At 35.9% G+C, this 19,638-nt stretch carries 8 protein-coding genes and 1 pseudogene; 2 read left to right on the top strand and 7 right to left on the bottom strand.

What is annotated here, in order from left to right:
• Positions 1-43 precede the first annotated feature (43 nt).
• The 6 genes from ACPWTF_RS15525 to ACPWTF_RS15500 all read right to left on the bottom strand — a co-directional run bounded on the left by ACPWTF_RS15525 (position 44) and on the right by ACPWTF_RS15500 (position 14,655).
• Positions 44-4,810 (bottom strand): RHS repeat domain-containing protein, encoded by a 4,767-nt coding sequence (locus ACPWTF_RS15525; RefSeq protein ID WP_427871990.1) that lies wholly within the window; start codon positions 4,808-4,810, stop codon positions 44-46.
• 99 nt (positions 4,811-4,909) lie between these two features.
• Positions 4,910-5,713: a hypothetical protein gene (locus ACPWTF_RS15520; RefSeq protein ID WP_427871988.1), complete on the bottom strand. Its 804-nt coding sequence runs from the start codon at positions 5,711-5,713 to the stop codon at positions 4,910-4,912.
• A complete protein-coding gene (locus ACPWTF_RS15515; protein WP_427871986.1) occupies positions 5,635-9,933 on the bottom strand; it encodes a SpvB/TcaC N-terminal domain-containing protein in 4,299 nt (1,432 codons plus the stop codon). Before ACPWTF_RS15515 ends, ACPWTF_RS15520 begins: the two co-directional genes overlap by 79 nt.
• A 44-nt stretch (positions 9,934-9,977) precedes the next feature.
• Positions 9,978-12,932 carry a T9SS type A sorting domain-containing protein gene (locus tag ACPWTF_RS15510; protein ID WP_427871984.1) on the bottom strand — a complete coding sequence of 985 codons (2,955 nt, stop codon included), beginning with the start codon at positions 12,930-12,932 and terminating at the stop codon, positions 9,978-9,980.
• Positions 12,933-13,260: 328 nt separating this feature from the next.
• On the bottom strand, positions 13,261-13,848 hold the full coding sequence (locus tag ACPWTF_RS15505; protein ID WP_427871982.1) for an outer membrane beta-barrel protein: 588 nt from the start codon (positions 13,846-13,848) through the stop codon (positions 13,261-13,263).
• A 222-nt stretch (positions 13,849-14,070) separates the two neighbouring features.
• Positions 14,071-14,655: an outer membrane beta-barrel protein gene (locus tag ACPWTF_RS15500; RefSeq protein WP_427871980.1), complete on the bottom strand. Its 585-nt coding sequence runs from the start codon at positions 14,653-14,655 to the stop codon at positions 14,071-14,073.
• 148 nt (positions 14,656-14,803) lie between these two features.
• Here ACPWTF_RS15500 and gldA point away from each other — a divergent pair.
• Positions 14,804-15,701: pseudogene (gene gldA, locus ACPWTF_RS15495) on the top strand (gliding motility-associated ABC transporter ATP-binding subunit GldA).
• A gap of 372 nt (positions 15,702-16,073) precedes the next feature.
• A complete protein-coding gene (locus ACPWTF_RS15490; protein ID WP_427871978.1) occupies positions 16,074-18,194 on the top strand; it encodes a TonB-dependent receptor domain-containing protein in 2,121 nt (706 codons plus the stop codon).
• Positions 18,195-18,460: 266 nt separating this feature from the next.
• Here ACPWTF_RS15490 and ACPWTF_RS15485 read toward each other — a convergent pair whose 3' ends face one another.
• A complete protein-coding gene (locus ACPWTF_RS15485) occupies positions 18,461-19,618 on the bottom strand; it encodes a PepSY-associated TM helix domain-containing protein (protein ID WP_427871976.1) in 1,158 nt (385 codons plus the stop codon).
• Positions 19,619-19,638 lie beyond the last annotated feature (20 nt).

Genomic DNA, 19,638 nt, shown 5'->3' with positions numbered 1-19,638 from the left:
ATCTTTTGTTTTAACTTGTGGGGTAATCAATCTTGTTGTTCCTTTATGCCCTTCCGCACTTACACTTCCACCTGCAAAAATACCACCTGAAGCAGCCTACCGCGATAGAAGCTCCTAAAGAGTATACCATCCATGATTTATCTGTTGATTGAGATATTTGTCCATTTAAAGCAACTTTACCTAGTAACGGTTCATAGGAGCCTCCAACACCACCTCCTGTATAATCACCTTCAAAACCTTTTGGATCATTTGTTAATTTTCCCGACTTAGGATCGTAGACTGCTAAAAACCAACTCTTTCCTATACCTGCACTTACTTCAAATCCTGTTGCTCCAATTAATTGCCCTTCAATTCCTGCGTAATCATACCAATAACCTGCATGTTCATTCCCTAAGAAAAGAGTACTTATTTTAGCAGCACCGCCACTGACACCGGTACCTGCAACTGATGTAACTGTTGCTGATGTTTGATAGCCAATTGCTAAGTTAGTCGCATCTGCAATAGTATGATTACCTTTAAAATCAATATCTGAATTTAAAGTAAGATCTATTGTACCTGTTTTTATCGTTAAGCTTGAATTATTCTTTCCTTTAATGATAATATCATCTGGTTCATTACCATCAGGATCGACAAATTTAACAGGATTATTAAATGCGTAATTGTATGGTGACCAATTTGGATATTTTTCAGCCATCTGGTCAACTGATTTCATCATTCCATCTTTCGGATCTTGATACCTCGCACCGAAGTAGTACATTCCAGTCTCTCTGTCCAACTCCTTAGAAGTGAACAAATATGGCGTATTCCACTTCGCATTTTTCTCTTCCAAAAATACTTCCCCAAAAGGCACATATTCAACATGCTGAACAACTTCTCCGTCAAGATTGCTAATGTACGAAGAACTTCCCAAATGATCAGGATGATAATAAAACTGCTGCAACTCTGCATTGTCATTCTTACCCGCCATAAGTTTCCCTGTTGTACTAGAAGAACTTGCAGAAGCTGTTTCCCCAGAAGGATTACAACAGAAACCAATTCCATTTACATAATCATTGTTGTCAAGCCCATAATAAGGCACTTCAAAAGTATCATAATTAGCTTTTACAACTTCGAGAGATTTCTTGTATTTAGCATCGTAATTCACTTTCACGCCAGAAAAAGATTCTCCTGCTTTCTCTACTCTTCTAGGATCTGCTCCATAAGAATCAAAATCGCCAAGTTTCGAAACTATTCTTTGGCTTCCAATATAAATATGTTTCGTATAGCGACCGCCATTCTGTGCCACTAAATATGGGTTAACATACAATGTAAAATCACTCGTAGAAGTCTTTCCTCCAGAGAATGCAGAATTCACAAAAATCCCTTGTCCCCCTCCAGAAAGCTTGGTTACTCGCTCGCCTCCTGCGTCATACGTATAGTTAGAAACATAACCATTAATATCAACAGCTCCAAGTCTGTTTTCTTCATCCCAAATAAATTTCTTCTCTTGGGCTTTTTCATTTACTTTTCCGTCAGTTTTGACTTCTTCGGTATTTACATAAATCATGTTCCCGTTTTTGTCGTAAACATATTTGTTGTTTTTATTCTTGTCTACTTTCGGGTCTGTGTTTTTAGTTCTGTATTCCGTTTCTGTTACATTATCAAGCTGGTGTTTGTTCGTACTATTATAATTGTAGTTCATTGTGTAACCTGCTTTCAATGCGCCTGTTTCTGTCACTTTATTCTGCATCACGTTTTGTGTTTTACTCACAATATTGTGCAGATCGTCGTATTTCATTTCCAGATTGTAATTGGCTGTTTTCTGGTCGGCTCCTGTGTAGACTCCGTTGGCAGATGTCAATTGGTATAAGTTATCATAAGCATAATTGTGTGCCATGATCCCGCCCATTTTATTGGTTACGCCTGCCGCGCTGTTAGTTACATTCAAGACATTGCTTACTTTGTCATACTGGTATTTGTTGTTCATGAACATTCTTGGCGTGTTGGTGCCCTGATATCCTGTTCCTGAAGCCACGGTCATATTATCGAGTCTTCTTCTTAACGGCTCGTAATTGTACTTGGTTTCGGTTCCGTTGCAGTATTTCAGGTAGCTTCTCTGCTCAAATTTATCGTAGCCAATTTTGTTGACATAGTTGTAGCTGTAGGCTTTCTTGCCTGCAACTGCCTGCAGTAATCCGCCTGAGTTATACGTATAGCTGATCTTTTCCTGATCGGGATAGATCATTTCCTGAAGACGGTTCCATGAATCGTATTTCCAGCTCGTTACATAGGTTGCTACAGCAGAATTAGGTACAATTACCGTTCTGCGGATGTTCTCGATCTCGCCCATCACGCCATACGAAAACTCTTGTGCTCCGGTTGCATCTTCCATCAGAATCAGTCTTCCCTTGCGGTTCTGGCTTTCGTTTTTAGAACCGAAAACATAACGCACATCGTTCTGGGGATTCTCCGGATAATGAATATTCGTTAATCGGTTAAACTCGTATTCGTAGGTAATCTTTTTGCTTTTGGCTTCCAGATTTGCCGTTTGCCTTTCCAGTAAATTGCCTAAAGCATCAAACTTAAACGTGCTTTTTCCTGCATCGGGCTGCACGACTTCTATTCTTCTGTCTGCCAAATCGTATTTGCTTAGGGTCTGTTGCCCCTGCGCATCGATTACGGTAATATTTCTTCCAATTCCGTCATAACCAAACTGCGTCATTACGCTGTTGGCATCCAAGGTTTTCATCGTCAATCCAGATCCGTTGGCATAGCTTGAATTGGTATTATTCAACGCATCGGTTACTTCTGTTTTCAATAAACCGCTTTCAATCGTGTACGCCATTTTGGTTTCTGCACCGTCAGGCAAAGTCGTGGTTACAGGTCGGTCCAGAATATCATACGTAGTTTTCGTCGGCTCCACCGAATCAAAACTGTCCATCAATTTATTCCAGTCGCCAAGCGGTGCAGTCTGCGGGTAATAGGCCGCTTTTACGCGCCCGAAAGCATCAAACTTCGCTCGTCCCGAAACAATCATCACATCACTCTGCTGGTCAGGTGTTTTATTATCGGTAATTGCCCCATCTTTTTTCACTTGGATCGCTCTTCCCAGTCCATCAACAAAAGTTACGGTTTCAATAGGATCATTCGGGTGCTGTGCATCAAAATGTTTGGTTCTTGCATAAGCCGTTCTGCTGATGTTTCCGTTAGACACTATAGTCGTCGGGAAATATTCCATCATAATCGTATACGGCTGTCCTACTGCTGCTTCTTTTGGTCCCTGAACTTTGGTCAGACGACCAAATTCGTCGATTTCTTTTTTGATCACATAACCGTTTACATCTTCTGTTTCCAGAGCAATTCCGTAACGGTAATCATAATTTCTCGCATAACTGCGGTATTCAAAATTATCTGAGATTTCTTCTACGTACATTCTAAATTTATCGTCGTAACGGTATTTATAAAACGGACGTTCTTTTTTGTAATTCTCTGGTAATGTTTTCTGCGTTATGTTTCCGTAAGCATCATATTTAAGATCTGTAACTGCCCATTGGCTGTCATTTAATTTCTGGCTTATTTGCGTGAGATGATTAGCATAATTGGTATCATAAACTGCTTTTACCTCATGCACGGTTACGCCGCCCATAGTGACTTTACTGCTCGTTGGAAGTCCCAAAATATGTTTTGACAAATTAGTAGTATATCCAATTTCTGTCTTATAATTTCCGGTACTGTTGTCTTTAAAACTATAGCTTTTTAAATCCCCAAAATCGCCTGAACCCAAATAATACTCATTGTGAATTTCGTTTAATTTCAAAGGTGCTGTACCGCCTTCATACGCTAATGAAGTTATATTTTTAACAGGGTTAAAACTCACTCCTCTGTCTGAACAGATTTTAGCTATAGGCGTAAAATCGTATTTGTCTCCGCTTGCTTTTACGGCATACGAATAATAATCCTGAGTACTCTCTGTATATTTTGCTCCTGTATTGGATGTAGCATTTACACCTTCATTACTTTCCAGAACAGTACTTAGTAATTGTCCGGCATTGTAATAATCGGACACATCATAGTTTTGCGTTAAGGTTCTGTATACTTTATCGCCATTTTCGGTATCGATGTTTTGTGTTTTCACTTCGCCAAAGCCAAGGAAACTTCTTTCGTGGCGTTCGTATTTCCCTTTTGCATAAGCAAATTGTGTTTTCATATCAGGACCGTCACTGGCGATTCCGTCTTTTACCACCACACTCTGCATGACCCATTTTCCTCCCGGATGATCGTAAGTTGGTGTACTGCGGCTATAGTCTACTATAAATTCTCCACCCAATGGCGTATGAACCGACTTTAATTTATTGGTACGCGCAATGGCAGAACGTTTTACATTTAACAGATCATCTGTAGTCGAAGTTAAATAATCAGGGAATCCGTCTCCGTCAATATCCTGCAATTGGGTTTCTACACGGTTACTTGAAAGTCCTATACTTGCACCTGGGTTAATCGCTATTTTAAGACCTGCAGTTGGTGGAATTGGAATAGGTATACCAACAGTAAAAGCAGTATTTAGCGATTCAGCTGTAGCCGAAACCTTTCCTAAAACATCAAGACCACTCCAAGACATTGGAGCGCTATAATGATCTCCTAAATTCAAACGAACCAAATCATTTTTAAATACCTGATCGACCAATCCGTCTCCATTAACATCCTGCAAACTAAAATCGTTCCAGCTAATATTTTTATTTACTCCATATCCTGCTGTGATAGAAGAAGATCCAAAATCAACTCCTAATCCGAAACTTGGAAAAATTGATTCTCCTTTAGAAATATCTTCCAAACCATAATCAATAGGCTCAGTAAAACTATATCCTAAGTTAAGTTGTACTTTTTTATCGCTTAAAATTTTATCTGGTAAACCATCTCCATTTACATCGGTTCAAGTCTGTACTGTTGCCTCCTTATTATAAGCAACTCCACCACTATAAGTAAGTGAATTAGAATCATTTTTAGCTTTTCCCAAAGCTGCTTTGGCAGCATCATTAGCATCTAATGCTTTTAGTGCTGCATCTAGTGTTGTTGTTATATTAATTCTACCTACGTTTGATTTTGTTTTATTATAATTTGCTCTTGCACTTGTTACCGAAGAAGAAAAGAAAGCTTGGCCTCCGTAAGAAACAGAATAGGCTTCGTTGCTGCTACTGTGTACGGTAGAAATAGGAATATTTTCGCCATCAAAGCCTCCCTTACTATTGGTCATTTGGATATTATTTTTTGTAATAATGTCGGGAAATCCGTCCCCATTCATATCCTGAAAATCGGTAATTACCTCAGAACTTCCAGTCGCTGTATTCGCTGTAACCCCGCTCAAACCTGCTTGTACAGAAACACTCTGAGATTTTGTTGTTTTGTTAATTCCAAATGCAGCTGAACCTTCTGTACAATAGGGGTTATTTGTATTTACTTCTCCTGCAATCAATCCTTCTAGTGGATTCTTTAATATCACATTATCTTCACCTAAACGAGAACTAGAAACTACAGTTCCATTGACATAAGTGAGATTATCTGCTCCTGACCAGTATTTTTTGGTTGTTACATCCGGAGTCATTACACTAAAGATCATTTTTCTCGGATCCATTTCTGCCTTATCAGAATTCGGCAATACTAATTTACTTTCATCAATAGGCTTATTATAACGCCCATCCATAGCATTATAAATAAATTGTCCCCAATGGCGTTGCATTGGTCAAATTTTTCTGTATCGGCTAAAACAGATGCAAATACTGCAGCCACTACTTGAGTTCCGTTTGCGGTTACTGTTGGTATTGTATTCGCAGATGCTGGAATTGTCCCTAATGCTAAACGATCGGCAATAGTATATTCTATCCAGATTTGATCTCCTGCATTTGCTATAACCGTTAGTGGTGTTGGAACAGTGAGCACTCCATTTAACATCGTATAATTACTTTTGCCCAATAAAACTCCTGTACTTGTTTTAGCAGACAATGTTACCTTATAAGAAATTCCATTTGTATTGACTGCCGTTAAATTGGGCACTAAGGTAAGTGTACCAGTACTTGTCGCAGTATAGATTTTACCTTCAATTAAATGACTGGCAAAAATGCTGTAGTCTTTAAAAGGAACCGTTTCATAATCTGATGTTCCAGTAATAACTGCTGAATTTGCCCCTGTACAATTTACATCTGAAGGCGCTGGCATTATCGCTGTAAAATTGCCCGCAGGGTAATGGGTTAACTTCGCATCCCAGGTTATTTTGTCCCAAGCTACGTTTGTCTCGCTGGTTATGGCAATTTTTAATTCCTGAAAATCTGCAGTAATAGCTGGTAAAACAGTATTCGCTGTCAATATTCCATTTACAACATCTGTTGCAGCGTAGTTTTTACACCAAAGGGTAACAAATGTTCCTGAATTATTTTTGCCCAAAAGACTAACCTGAATTGCATCGCTGGTTACTGGTTTTGTAAAAATTCCAGTTACTTGTATGGCTCCTGCTTCGTTAGGCTTCTGAATGATAACATTTGTCGTGCTGTTTTCTACCACAAAACCTTCGCTGGCTTTATAGCTAAAACGCTGCTGCCCATCAGGATTTATTGGTAAATTGGTTCTGTTTGCATCGGTATAAGTGATTACGGGATTCCAATCGACCTGATCAAAAGCTCCATTTGCCAAATCTGTACGACCTGATTGTACTCTAAAATATACTTTCTCTCCTTTTGTTATTGTCTGCGAAAGAACAGAAAGATTGGCTGAAGGAGTTGTTTTGGTTAAAGGCTGTTGCGACACAATTTGAATTCCTCCTTTTTGAATACCCACAAACACACCATCTGCCAAAGCATATTCTGCTTCATCATAAGTTCCTGTTGGCGGTATCAGTTTAGCTGTGCTTTCTATTTTTATGGTCCCATCAAAAGGCGCTTCCCACACTCGTACCACATCTTGCAAAGGAGAATTGGCAATAGCTTCTGCCTGTTCTGCAGGATCTACTGCTGTTACACTGCTATCTATTTTTCCGCCTCCTTTTATTGGACTGGCAGTATCAGAACTTGAAGTAGTGAAAGTTGGTATTGCATTACCGTTAAGATTCACAATATGATTAAAATATACCACGCCATCTCGTACCAAATCTACTAAACCATCATTATTAACATCTTGAAAATAAGCACTAGTTGTTGTTTTAGTAGTTTCATAACTCGTTCCCGCAGTAATAACTGCACTGCCAAATCCCGGCTTGGTTTCTACTCCATAACTTGTTCCTGCTGATTTAGTAAATGAAATAGTAGAAATTCCATGAACTTCTAATTTATCTCCAAAAGTATTGCTTCCTGTATTTGGACGATAATAAATTCTACCCGATTCATTAAAAACTTTATCTGCTAAGCCATCACCATTAATATCTACCAGTGCTAAAAGTCCCTTTGATTGGGATGGCGAATAGGAAAAACTTGCTCCCACAGTATTACTCGTAGAATTTAATCCCCCATCATTCGGACCAACTCCTACAAATAAAGAAAATCCTTCAGAAGTAGAAACTCCCCCTCCCAATGCCGAAATTTTATCACTAAAGATAACGCCATCTTTAGTAATATCTTTTTTGGTAATCACACCATTTCCGGTTACTCCATCATTTCCAGTATTCCAATCTTCTGTAGTACTACTAAAAGGCACATATCCTTCCGCAGCTTTTACATCATCGTAATAGTCAAAAACATGCTCGTTGAATTTTGCTCCGCTGGCGTCATTCTGCACTATTTTTTCTAATAAGGTTTTCTTGAAGGCTCCATCGTCTTTTTTATAGACAAAATCATAACTACGTAAAGTGGCGCCAAATTGCGTTACTTTAATATTAGTCAGTAATTTATGTTGTGAAGTTAAAAATCCATAACGACCATTATTTGTTTTAACTGTTTTGCTTACTCCATTTGTAAATGTAATACGAGTGTGTGCCCCAACATCTGGGCTACCATATTCAATGTAACTTAGATAGTCCGACTCAGATAAAAGTTTGTTGCCTACTAATTCGTATATGACACTATTATATCGGTAATTAATGTAGCTTCCATGTAAATCGGCTACATTAATTAAATGCCATTCAGCAATATTTCCATTTTGTCCTTTAATCGCGTCTCTATAAGTGTATACTACTCCATTTTTATCCGTTAACTGCCAAAAGTAATTTTTAGGATCAGTTCCTTTTCTAATGATTTTAGTAAAACTGCTTTCGTTTCTTGGATAAAACTGAACATCGCCACTCTTACGGGCAATTTTTTCTCCACGGTGTGCCACAGTTGGATTTTCACTATCCATCTGAACCAGCATGACTCCATTTAAACTATAGGTTTCTGTTTCTTCTGTAGGGCTAAAACGCGGTACGCCCCAACGGGTATCTACTGTAATTTTTGGTATTTGTATGTCCCAACCTTCACCAAGCCAGCCACTGCCACCATCACTATTATACGTAACGTTGATATCGGGTATCATACCATTTCGAGCAGGAGGCACTTCAATATGATAACTTAAATTGGCTGAACCTTGTTGATTGGCGGTTGGCGGTTGTATCATTTGAATTGCCGCTGTCGGGTCTGCTGCTTTAATGTCATTCATCATCGTTGCTGCAAAACCTTGTGTATCGGGAGATTCTGGTGTTTTGATAACACCATTGATCATATCTGTAAAATGAGTTGTTTTAGAAATAATAATCTGATGGGCAACATCAAGACTATCGCGCTCCAAAGCTTCCCAATGTCCTGTATTTTTGTCAAAAAAGAAGGTACGGATATCTTCCTCGGTATAGCCTGGAGGCAGTAACTCTTTATTATATCCTAATTTTACTAGAGCTCCCTCTGCAAAATGTTCGCCATGAGGCAGGAAACGATAGCCTCTTCCGTTGGTTAAATTGGTCATTGTAGGATCTAATGCCGGCAAATCCAAAGAACGCAATGGGGTTATACTTAGTGTTTTATTTTCTAATAAAGCTGTATTGTTCACTTCGATACTGGCTGCTCCTACAGAAAGCATCATTTTTTGTCCTTTTATAAATGTTTTGGCTTGCCCTGCAAGAACATTCATTAAGGGTTCCTGATGCATTACCGAAACAGGTTTTACACTAATATTTTGCTGTAAAGTCTGGCCGTTAGCCGTTATCGTTACTGTTGCTTTTGAATTGTTTGAAATTGGCAGCACCGTTTCGAAAAATCCATTATAATGCGGAATCATTTTTCCGTCAATACTAATTTTGCTGTCTGCAGATAATCCATCAACAAAACCACTTACATAGCTTTCGCCTTTGTAACTTAAGGCTGTCATGTTATCTAACCTAAGTGATTTTGCTTTTTCTTTCTCTATAATAATAGATAAGTTACGAACCTGATATCCGTAAGAAGCATTTTCTGGAAGTGAAAATAATACTGTATTATCGCCAAGATGTAAACTTGAGGCACTGATATATTGTTCCTGCTGGCTCCACTGGTCGCTTTTTTGCACCCAGTTTCCTCCTCTTGAAAATTCATCATTGATACTTATAGCTGCTCCATGATAATCTGAAATTCCTTGTAACTCGTAAACCAGTTTCACACGGTCTTCTGATGCTGGCTTTTCTTTAAGACTAAAATGAAAAATATTGTCTGCCGGATTATCTAAAAGCTTGCCTGCGTAAACTCCAATAACTCCTGCTTTTTCTTCTGCAGGAATAATTTTCTGAGTTACTTTAGCAAAAGTTTTATCTGCGTTTCTAACTAAATTATTAGATGCTGATTGATTTGATACCCCAGCAGATTCAGTATGTTCTTCACTATTGCTGGAACTGCTTTTAGAAGATGTATTAAAAAATACTTCCGTTGCCGATTTAAAATTATAAGCAAGGGCACTCTGCCCAAATATTATAACGGCCAGAACACTTGCGGTGATTCTCTGTATTGTTGATTTTAAGTTTTCTTTCTTTTCCATTTTTACTGGTTTTGGCGTATAACTAATTTTTATTGACTTGCTGTCTAATTGATGATGATTGATTTCGAGAACTCACCCTCTGTTGTCAAAACTTTTATAAGATAAATTCCTGGTGCTGGAAGACTGGTGGTAATAACAGCTTCTTTTTGCAATTGAGGATTACGCAGCTGCTGTATTAAGGTTCCTGATGTATTAAATATCAAGACCATCACTTCTGAAGGATTGTTTAATTTGACATTGATATTAAAATTCGCCCCTGCTTTTGAAGGTACTGGCGACACAACAAGGTTGTCTGTTACTACCGGTGTAACTGGAGGTAGAATCTCATTACATTCTGGAGCTGTGAGTATTATTTTTTGTGTTACTTTACTTGAGACACCATCACCTTCTGTGATATTTAGATACGTTGCTGTTCCCCAAGCGAGCTTGATTGGACTGGTTACAAAACCGGTATGGACTAAATTGTAAATTGCATTGTTGCCTGCATCAAGAGCGACAAATCCAAAATAAGTTAATCCTACATCTGCAGTCGCGATATTTTGAGTTCCTTTCAGAATACCATCCACAGAACATTGTAAAATGCCATTTTGGATTTCCAGTTTTATTTTACTGCCTTTAGTTAATGTCGCTAAAGAAGTAGCAGATGCGACTCCTTTATTCCAGAAATACAATTGATCTTTTTTGATTTGAACACCATAATTTAATACCGCCGATGTTTTTGTCGTTTTTTGATTGATAAAACCAATATATTTATCTGAAGCAAAATCGATTACTGCCCATTCTAAACTTCCATTTCCTCCAGCTGGCAATGAAGTAGTTGTGGTTACACCAACCTGACTGCTTCCTCCCGATCTTTCAAAATTGGTTCCTATCATTTCTAATGTCAAATCATAACTACCTGCTTCCAGGTCTGTTATTGTTATTTTAGAATCATAAAAAGTGTCTGACTTCAAAACCGTGGCAACTCCTGTTTTGCTTAGAGAATATTTATATCCTGGAATTCCTTCTTTTACTTCAATATTAATTTTTCCATCCTGCTGCAGAATACCATTTGCACAAGTAGGAGAAATTCCATCTTCCAACGCTATTAGTTTAACTGTCGCGTCTTTATATCCAAAAGAAAAAACATCTTTTCCGTTACCATCTGCATCCCAAATGACATTGTTGAAAATAATCTTCTTTCTATTTTGATCTATATCACTAACAGGATAATATTCTACATTTTCAACCTCAAAAGAACCAGTACCCGAGCGGTCTATAATCAGGAAGCTTCTATCTGTATTGTTTGCAAATTCAGCCGCTCTTGAACTATCATACGAAAGTTCTACTTTTGATCCTGTGGCTGCAAAACCACCATGAATCAAGTTTATTGAAAAATCTGTTGTTTTTTTCTCTAACAAAACAGCCCCATAAAAAGCCTTGTTAGCATCTGAAGGCAATATCGTCAGAATTTTTGTAGCACTATCTTTATTGCCAACTGGATTATAGATATTTATAGCAACTTCATTTCCTTTTTTCTCAATGGTAATTTTATGATAATTGGCAATTATGGTTCCCAGTCTATAAGGTTGTTTGGTATTTTCTATTGCATAAATAGCTCCACTTGCATCTATTCTTACACCATAATCTGATGCATCTGCTGTACCACTTTGCGATCCAAATTTTACTATCATTGAACTTCCTATAGCTACCGGTTTGAATTCTAAATAACCATTTAATCCTAATAACGGCGTTTTTGTTACTCCTGTCCCAATGCTTGAGTTTATCGTATTAGTAAATGTCGCCTTGCCAAAATTTGATTCTATAACTAAATCTGTAGTATTAAAAAGTAATGTTTTTTGCTCTGCTGTTGGAGGCAAAGTATTAGTAATAAGCTTCCACGTTCGTTCCATCCTTTTAATTCCTGCAATACCACCTGCATTTTGCGTAGTTAGAGCGCCACCATCATCTCCCCATAAAGAAGCATTTTTATCTGCTAAATCATTCGCAGGAAATTGTCCCATTGCCAACAAGCGATAACGGGTAGATAAATCTTTATAATTGGGTTCCTGATAAGAATCATAGCCATCAGAAAAATAAGGCCCTTCTTCATAACTTGTGGTAGAAAATGGCTGATTTAAGGCACTTGCATCATCCCGTATAATTCCGGTTATTCGATTATTATACGTTTTATTGGCATCCCAGTCCCATAGTAGTTTGTCGTCGCTAGAGATATAAGAATTACTTAAACTGACACCATACTTTATAGCCAGATAGGTTTCTGCTTTTCGACGTTCAAGAGGATTTAAAACACGACTATAAACCAATAATTCTGGAATATAACCGTAAAAATTATTGCTGAAATTTTTTAGTGAATAAGTAGATAGCCCGTTTGCAGTATTAAGATATCCATATCCCAAAGTCAAATTTGATTTTTGATCTTCGCCCCACACCGAAATGTTAGGCTGCTGGTATTGGTAATAGGAAACAATTTTTAAGGAACGTTCTCTAAACTTTGCTTCTGTTCCTTCACTATTGTCTTGTTTACGGTACAAATCTTCACCATTAGTACTTCCATAATCTAGAATTTCCCCATCTCTTTCTGTACTATTAGCTACTTTGTCATTAGTGATTATAGTCCCTTCATTGGCTCGGCCTGTGATACCAAATAAAATATTTTCATAATTAAAATAAGCTGCTGTATAACCAAACAACCCTATAATAGTTCCTTGCTGCAAATTGGTTTGATTTAAAAAAAACTGTCTGCTCCCTCCATCAAGATAAAGAGCTTCATTAAAATTAAAATACCTTGCACTGCTTGAGTATTCATTCTCAGAATTCCATTTATTTAATTTGACACCATCACCACTGAAATCTTGCCAATTGAAATACCCATTTGACAGTTTACCAGTTTTAAACCAAGCCTGAAATCCAGAAACACCTCCAGGAGATTGGCTAAAGGATTTAACATTAAAAAACAAAATAAAACTTAAAATCAGTAGGGTTTTAATTTTTCTCATAAGGCTTCATTATAAACAACATTTTTTTTTAATATAAATTTCCTACAATTTTATGTTATTTTTTTGAATTAAAAAACTAAATTGAATGATTTTTCTTATTTATTTAAAAAACTAGATGAAGTTCATCACAAGGGCTTAGTATTCGATCAATGTTTCTAACATTGAATGCCGCATTGAAAAAAATAAAAAAGACTCTAAAATTGAATAATTTTTAAAGCTGTATTTTGCTAACAGAAGATCGAATTATAGATTTCGGTTTGGATTATACAAAAAAAAGCATCTGCCACGACAGATGCTTGATAAGATTAAATCATGTAAAAATCTAAATCTAGAAGTTTTTAGAAATTCCTATGTTTACGGTTTTTCCAAAATTGACGAAAAATTTACTATAATCAACATCAGTACCACTTATATCATAGTTTAATGTTTCATATCCTAATCCTCCAATACTAAAATTTAGGCCAAAACCTTTTTTCATATTAATAAAAAGAGCTGGAGTGATGCCTGTATAAAAACCATCCGCTTTGTTTTCTGATACAAGCAATCCATTTTCGTAATTTTTGATTTTTTGATTTTGAAACCCAGCCCCCAAATCAGCAAAAACTGAAAAAGTTTCGTTCAATGGCATTGTATAACGTACAAAGGCTCCTGTTTTAAAAGTATTCGCTTTACCTTCACCCTCTCCAAGATTACTTTTTGAAGATTGTACCGAAAATTCGACTCCAGCTGTCCAGTTATCATGAAATTGATATCCTATTTTTGGAGAAAACTCAAAAAAATTGTTTTTTGCTGATACAATTTCTCTATCCGTTTTTTCAGAAGTATAACCAATATTTCCTCCAACTAAAATTGTTCCCTTTTGGGCATTTGCAAAGCCAAAAACTGACAATGCAAGAATAAGTAGCATTTTTTTCATAATGGTTTATATTTAAAATTTGTAGGTATTAACCAACAACAATGCCAGCAGACAATCAATAATAATCGAAAAACCAAACATTTACAGTTACTTAATACATTCTAAACACATTGACCATAATTGCGTTTTTTATTACAAATTGGTAAACAATAAATTTACATTAGAGCATAAAAAAAGCGCTCCAAATGGAGCGCTTTCTGAAATTGAATATAAAAACTAAGATTAGAAGTTTTTAGAGATTCCAATGTTAAATGTTTGACCAAAGTTGAAGTAGAATTTACTGTAATCTGCTCCATTATTGTCATAGCTTAAAGTTTCGTATCCTAAACCACCAATGCTGAAGTTAAGACCAAAACCTTTTTTCATGTTGATGAAAAGAGCTGGAGTTACTCCAACATACATACCATCTCCTTTGTATTTTGAGAAAGCATTTCCATGACCGTATACTTTGTCTTTTTGAGTTTGGAAACCTGCACCCATATCAGCAAAAACTGCAAAAGTTTGACTTAATGGCACAGAGTAACGAACGAATGCTCCTAATTTGAAATTGTTGTTTTTTTCTTCGATACCAGCTGTAGTTTCGTTGTTAGATGAACTTACTGCAAATTCTCCTCCTACTGTCCAGTTATCGTTAAATTGGTAACCTACTTTTGGAGAAAAAGTAAATGTACTTGTTTTGTCTTCGCTAAATCTGTATTCTGATTTTTCAGAAGTGTAACCGATGTTTCCACCAACTAAGATTGTACCTTTTTGTGCGTTTGCAAAACTGCAGATAGCTAAAGCAGCCATCACTAGAATTTTTTTCATGATTTGGGTTTTATTTTAATTTTAGCATTCCTTTAACAATAACGATGCCGTGAATACTGGGCTGCTGAATTTTTTTATAATTACTTTAAGAGATAAAATTGTAGCAATCGAAACTATTTCTCGCTACTTTTGTAACAAATAAAAAGTCATGTCGATAGAAGTAAACAGTATATCAAAAAGTTACGGAGAGCAAAAAGCTCTTAATGAAATTTCTTTTAAAATCGAGAAAGGAGAAATCGTAGGATTTCTTCGTTAGAAACGGAGCTGGAAAATCTACTTTGATGAAAATTTTGACCACTTATTTACTTGCCGATAGTGGCTCAGCCCTTGTAAATGGTCACGATGTCATGACAAACTCAAAAGAGGTACAACGCTCGATTGGTTACTTACCAGAGCACAATCCGTTATATTTGGATTTGTATGTTCGTGAGTATTTGGCATTTAATGCTGATGTTTATAACGTGCCAAAATCAAGAATTGAAGAAGTAATTCAACTGACAGGACTGACACCAGAAAGTCATAAAAAGATTGGACAGCTTTCTAAAGGATACCGCCAACGCGTTGGATTGGCAAATGCTCTGCTTCATGATCCAGAAGTTTTAATTTTGGATGAACCAACTACCGGACTGGATCCTAACCAGTTAATGGAAATTCGAAATGTGATTAAAAATGCAGGGAAAAATAAAACTGTTTTTTTATCGACACACATCATGCAAGAGGTTGAAGCAATTTGCGATCGTGTCATAATTATTGACAAAGGACAAATCGTTGCAGACAATAAATTGGATCATTTAGTTACTACCAATAAAGAGCAAGTAATTGAAGTAGAGTTTGATTACAAAGTTGAAGAACAGCTTTTGGCTAGATTAGAAAATATTTCTTCTTATGTAAATACGCATGACATGACATGGGAGCTAACTTTTATTACAGAGAAAGATATGCGCCCTGCTATTTTTGACTTTGCCAACGAAAATGGATTAAAAACTTTACAACTCAATCAGAAAAATAAAAATCTTGAGGCTGTTTTTAGAGAAATTACTAAGTAAGTTTTCAGTCGCAGTCACGGTTTTCAGTTAGAAAGCGGTTTGTTTTAAATAAAACAAACCGCTTTTCTTATTCTCTTTTTTCTGTAAATCAGTAAAATAGGGAGTTTTCAAAAAAAATAATTACTATTTTTATTTAGACTTGTTTTAAATAGTATTATATTTGGCAAATCAAATTTTAAATGCCACGGTATGTTACCTATTCTCCTTACTCTTAAAAAACTTATTTCTGTTGTACCAAATCAAGTAATACATCTTCGAAAAAGATTATCAGACAAATTAGAACAAATTGTACTGCGATAAACTCTGATTTTAAAAATTACAAAGATTATTATGTTCTAAATCGCGGTTTAGAATAGGCCAAATTTAAACAACATGAAAAAAATAATAACCTCTCTTATGCTCGCTTTTTCGGTATATGATGGATATTCTCAAACAGAAAAAGAAACCGATAGTATTGTTGAAACCACTATAAATGCTTTAGATGAAATTGTGATTAGTAAAAAGAAAGTACTTTACACTCAAAAATCGGATCGTCTTGTTTTTAATGTAGAAAACAGCATCGTTTCTGAAGGCGGGACCGCGCTTGACGTCTTATCACGTGCGCCAGGCGTTGTTGTGTCTCAAGATGGCGATTTGTCCATTCGCGGGCAACAAGGTGTTGCCGTAATGATTAATGGTAAACTAACGCAGCTTTCTCAAAAAGAATTGGCTAATTATCTAAAAGCTACAACTTCATCCAACATCAAACAAATTGAAGTAATTACAAATCCTTCCTCTAAATATGATGCAGCCGGAAAAGCTGGAATTATTAACATCATACTTAAAAAGCCAAACTCATCTGGTTTAAAAGGCACTGCTTTTGCGAGTTACGGAAGAGGACGAAAAAACAGAACCAATTCGGGTTTCAATTTAAATTATAATAAAGATAAATGGGGCGTTTTCGGAAATTACAGCTATACTTTCCGTGGCGAAGAAGAGCATAAACAATTCAATCAGACTCAATATACAAGTCTTACACACCAAGAAATTGCTTCTACCAATCACCAAACTTCTATAACAGATGAACCTTTGACTTCTAATAATTTCAAAGTGGGAACTCAATATGAGGTTTCGCCTAAAACCAATTTAGAGTTCTATGTTGATGCCAAAATCGGGCGCTATGAAAATATGGCGGACGGAACAAATAAAGTGTTCAACACTTCAAATCAGCCCATTTTTGATGCTTTGACTTACAATGATAGCAAAGAAAAATGGAACGACTATACGTATGCTTTTTCGGGTACGCATAAATTCAACGACGAAGGAAAAAATATGATTTTTGATTTTGAATATGAAACTTCAAAGTTTAGATCTAATCAATTTCAGAGTGCAGATAATACTGCAAATGCCACTGTTGTAAACGATCGTCGCGGTTATATTCCTTCTCAATTAAAAGTCTTTACAGGAAAAGTCGATTTTGTAAATCCGTTCAAGGAAAAACAATCTATTGAATGGGGTTTTAAAGCCAGTATTAAAAACAATGATAATCCATCTGTTTACGAATATTATGAAAACAACGAATGGCTTATTGATTTTAACTCGACCAATCATTTTGAATATAGTGAACAGATTTACGCCGCTTACGCCAACTACAAATATCAGTTAGAGAAATTAAATATTCAGGCTGGTTTAAGAAGTGAATACACCGCAATCAATATTGATCAGAAAACATTGAATGAAGAACACAAAGATGATTATTTGAAATGGTTCCCGAGTCTTTCTTTAAAATATGAATTCACAAGTAATCATTCTGCACATGCATCGTATAGCAAAAGAATTAATAGACCCAGTCAGTTTGATTTGAATCCGTTTCGTTTTTACGATGACTCATTCAATTATTCGCAAGGAAATCCGAACTTGATTCCTGAGATTACACACGCTATGGAAATTGGTTATGCTTGGAAAAGCAATTTTATGGCTTCTGTTTATTTTAATAGCACCAAAGATGTTTTTACGGAAGTATACAACTACAATCAAGACACGAATACAACCGTTACCACTCAAATAAACGTTGATAAATCATACAATTACGGAGTTAACATTACCAATACTTCTGAGTTAAGCAAATGGTGGTCTGTCAACACTTTATTGAATGTTTTTGAAAATAAATTTATGGGGCAAATTTTAAACAGCAATACAATTGATCCTATTATGACAATGAATCTGAGTGTTCAAAACTCTTTTACTATAACCGAAACCTTGAAAGCAGAAGGAAACGCACAATACCAGTCAAAATCTAATCTTGGAATTTACCAAAGAGACGGTTTTTTTGATTTTAGCATTGGGATTTCTAAGCAAGTTTTGGCTAAAAAAGGGAATATCAAACTCAATTTTACCGATGTTTTCAATACCAATAATTTCTACATTAAATCTGCTGTTGCGCAAACTACTATTGATAAAAGATATGATCTTGACAATCGTATAGCGACAATTGCATTTACTTACCGTATATAAAGTTTCGTTCTTTAAATACCTTGTTTTTTGTTTTTTTTTGTGTTCGTCAAGAGCCTGTTCCTTCAAACAGGCTCTTCTATTTTTGGATTGTATAAGATTTTAGATTTTAGATTTTAGATTTTAGATTTTAGATTTTAGATTTTAGATTTTAGATTTTAGATTTTAGATTTTAGATTTTAGATTTTAGATTTTAGATTTTGAGACATAAAAAAAGTCTTTTAAAGCTATTCGCTTTAAAAGACTTTTTTTATTTTGTTTGAAACCTCCTAGTTTTTCTTTGTTTTTTTCTTTCTTCCCCACCAAATATAAAAACCTGTAATTGGCAAGCTAGCACAGATTAGACTTGCTGTAAAATAGAGGATTTTAGTTGTTATTCCGCCAATGGCACCAACGTGAAGGCTATAATTTGAGCGGCTCATCCAATCGTGGAATTTCTCGTCGCCTATATATTTTCTAGATTTTGGAAGCAATTCTAATGTTTTCTGATCAAAATATAAATCTCTCCAATTTCCGTTATGCATATCGGTACAGGCATAAAAATCATCTTTTGGTTCATCTGGAAAATGAATAATTACCGCTTCATTATTGTGCTTAGCAATCTCATTTCTAACTTTATCAAATATAATATCAGCAGAAGTAAGCATATCATATTTAGGTTTTAAGAGCGTATCCGTTTTTATTTCGGCTACCATTTCTTTCTTTGCTTTTTCATTGCTAAAACCTCCTGTAATCCAGTAAGTGCTTTCTCGTACCCAATGAAAACTCATTATTAAACCCGTTAACGCGATTAAAAATGCCAAAAGAAGCGAATAAAACCCTAAAACATTGTGAAGATCATAATTCAGCCTTTTAAACTTGGCGCTCCATTTAATTTTAAAACTATTGTTTATTCCTGTTTTATTCCACTTTTTAGGAAACCATAAAATGATGCCACTTATTAATAAAAAGAAGAAAATAAGAGTTGCCCAAGAGGTTACTGCAGTTCCCACTTCTCTGCCCAGCCAAACATAGCGATGCCCTTCATCAATTTCATGGAAAAAATCTTCATGATCGACCATTCCGGTTATTTTTCCGTTATAAGGATTTACATAAATCAAAGAATCAGATTCTACATCTACTTTTATTGTTTTATCTAAACCATTATACCATACTCCATGAATATCCTTTTCTGGCAAGGCCTTTTTTACTGCAGCATAAATTTTAGAAGGAGGCAAAACTTTATCTGGAGTTTGTGCCTCTACATTTAACCACGGAGAAGTCAATTCTTTTATTTCATGTTCAAAAACCAAAATACAGCCTGTAATTCCCATTATAAAAACTACTATTCCAGAAGCAAGTCCAAGCCATAGATGCAACCAGGCATTAATTTTACTGAATCGAGATTTCTCTTTTGATTTTGGTTTTGGTGATTTAATAACACTCATTTTGTTCCTAGTTTAATGAC

This window comes from Flavobacterium sp. MMS24-S5 (assembly GCF_050320125.1).
Lineage (GTDB): Bacteria > Bacteroidota > Bacteroidia > Flavobacteriales > Flavobacteriaceae > Flavobacterium > Flavobacterium tyrosinilyticum.
This window is presented reverse-complemented; position numbering and strand designations above follow the sequence as displayed.

Bases quoted from the DNA above. Each gene is read 5' to 3' on its own strand.
- ACPWTF_RS15490 (WP_427871978.1), top strand. From the start codon at position 16,074: ATGAAAAAAATAATAACCTCTCTTATGCTCGCTTTTTCGGTATATGAT.
- ACPWTF_RS15520 (WP_427871988.1), bottom strand. From the start codon at position 5,713: ATGCAACGCCATTGGGGACAATTTATTTATAATGCTATGGATGGGCGT.
- ACPWTF_RS15510 (WP_427871984.1), bottom strand. From the start codon at position 12,932: ATGAGAAAAATTAAAACCCTACTGATTTTAAGTTTTATTTTGTTTTTT.
- ACPWTF_RS15485 (WP_427871976.1), bottom strand. From the start codon at position 19,618: ATGAGTGTTATTAAATCACCAAAACCAAAATCAAAAGAGAAATCTCGA.
- ACPWTF_RS15515 (WP_427871986.1), bottom strand. From the start codon at position 9,933: ATGGAAAAGAAAGAAAACTTAAAATCAACAATACAGAGAATCACCGCA.
- ACPWTF_RS15500 (WP_427871980.1), bottom strand. From the start codon at position 14,655: ATGAAAAAAATTCTAGTGATGGCTGCTTTAGCTATCTGCAGTTTTGCA.
- ACPWTF_RS15505 (WP_427871982.1), bottom strand. From the start codon at position 13,848: ATGAAAAAAATGCTACTTATTCTTGCATTGTCAGTTTTTGGCTTTGCA.